Annotated in this window: 1 protein-coding gene; it reads left to right on the top strand. The window is 62.5% G+C overall.

Features of this window, described 5'->3' with window-relative positions; translation table 11 throughout:
* Positions 1–462: 462 nt before the first annotated feature.
* Positions 463–2,193: PhoX family phosphatase (locus EN969_RS27785; RefSeq protein ID WP_164758548.1), on the top strand; the 1,731-nt coding region annotated here is incomplete at its 3' end.

Raw genomic sequence — 2,193 nt, 5'->3', positions numbered from 1 at the left:
TGCGGTTGTCAACCAGGACCATTGCAAGCGCAAGGTTGGACTAAAGTCCCAAGTATATGCTACATTAGCTTCGCATGAACGGCGCCGTGACCGCCATCGCTAAACGGGAGACTGGCTTTCCCGATGCCTGACGACCGCAGACGCCGAACATCAAGTCACCTCCGCCGGGGGCGGCGGAGGTGACTTGTCGAGGGTGCAGTTGCCCGTTGATCTGTTTTTTGCAAACGACTGATGTCGTCCGCCGTCGCAGGATGCGCGGCCAAGATGCCGCCTAAGGTCTCCTTTCATCTCGAACCGGCGATTCTGGAGCAGTTCCGGTCTGCGGGAATGCTTAGCCAGCGCTGCGCGCAATGCCTGTCGCGTCTGAAAGGTCTCCCGATGTCACGAAAATGTGATCCGGCGATTATAAGGGGGTCAAACAGGTACCCACGCTCCAGCCAATCCAACAGCCAGAGGCAAGCCATGACTGACCTTCGCTCCCCCGACACCCGATTCCGCACCAGCCTGCTCGAGGAAAACGACGGCCCGGCCATCAACGCTTCCGACAACCGCACCATGGGCGAGATCATCGCCGCGCGGTTCTCGCGCCGCGGCTTCCTCAAGGGTTCGCTGGCTGTCTCGGCCATCGCCGCCACCGTCAGCCCGCTGGCGCTGATCAGCGCCGACGAGGCCCGGGCCGCTGAAGGCTCGGCCTTCACGTTCGACGAACTCGAGGCCGGCATCGACGACAAGCACCACGTCGCGCCGGGTTACGATGCCGATGTACTGCTGCGCTGGGGCGATCCGCTGTTTGCCGATTCGCCCGACTTCGACCCGACGAAACAGTCGGCCGAGGCCCAGGCGAAACAGTTCGGCTACAACAACGATTATGTCGGCTACATCCCCATCGACGGCTCGGCCGAACATGGCCTGCTGGTGGTCAACCACGAATACACCAATCCGCATCTGATGTTCCCGGGCATCGTGAAAATCGTCGAGAAGGACGGCAAGAAGTCGGCCGAAGTCGCACCCCTCTCGAAGGAGCAGGTCGATGTCGAGATGGCAGCTCACGGCGGCACCATCGTCGAGATCCGCAAGACATCAGGCAAATGGCAGGTGGTGCGCGACGGCAAGCTCAATCGCCGCATCACCTCCAACACCGAAATGGCGCTGGCCGGTCCGGTTGCCGGCCATGACCGCGTCAAGACCAATGCCGATCCGTCCGGCACCAAGGTGTTCGGCACGTTCAACAATTGCGCCGGCGGCGTCACGCCCTGGGGCACCTATGTGATGGCCGAGGAGAACATCCATGGCTATTTCTCCGGCGAGTTGCCGGAAGGCCACAAGGAAGCCGCGAACTACAAGCGTCTCGGCATTCCCGAAGGCGCCTATGAATGGGCGGCGCATTACGAACGTTTCGACCTCGCCAAGGAGCCCAATGAGGCCAACCGCTTCGGCTGGATCGTCGAGGTCGATGTCAACGACCCGACCTCGACGCCGAGGAAGCGCACGGCCATGGGCCGCTTCAAGCATGAGGGCGCCGAATCGATTGTCGCCAGGGACGGCCGCGTCGTCTTCTATCTCGGTGACGACGAGCGCTTCGACTATGTCTACAAGTTCGTGACCAAGGCCGCGTTCGATCCGAACGATCATGCCGCCAACAGGGACCTGCTCGATGATGGCACGCTGCATGTCGCCAGGTTCGCCGAAGATGGCACGGTCGAATGGCTGCCGATCGTCTTCGGCCAGGGACCGCTGACGGCTGAAAACGGTTTCACTGGCCAGGCCGACGTGCTGATCGAGACGCGCCGCGCCGCCGACCTGCTCGGTGCCACCAAGATGGACCGCCCCGAAGACATCCAGCCCAATGCCATCAACGGCAAGGTCTATGTCATGCTGACCAACAATTCGAAGCGCAAGGCCGACCAGGTAGACGCCGCCAACCCCCGCGCCGAAAACGCCTTTGGCCACATCATCGAGATCGCCGAGGACGGCGGTGATTTCACCGCCGCCAAGGGCAAGTGGGAAGTGCTGCTGAAATGCGGTGATCCGGCGGTTGCCGATGTCGGCGCCACCTTCTCGACGGCAACGACGGCCAATGGCTGGTTCGGCATGCCCGACAATTGCGCGGTCGATTCGGCCGGGCGTCTCTGGGTCGCGACCGACGGCCAGGGCCCGAAAGCCACCGGCCGAATCGACCGCGCAATTGTCGGG

Source organism: Mesorhizobium sp. M7A.F.Ca.CA.003.01.2.1 (assembly GCF_003998945.1).
Taxonomy (GTDB): domain Bacteria; phylum Pseudomonadota; class Alphaproteobacteria; order Rhizobiales; family Rhizobiaceae; genus Mesorhizobium; species Mesorhizobium ciceri.
Note: the sequence above shows the minus strand (reverse complement) of the source record. Positions and strands in the feature narration are given on the sequence as shown.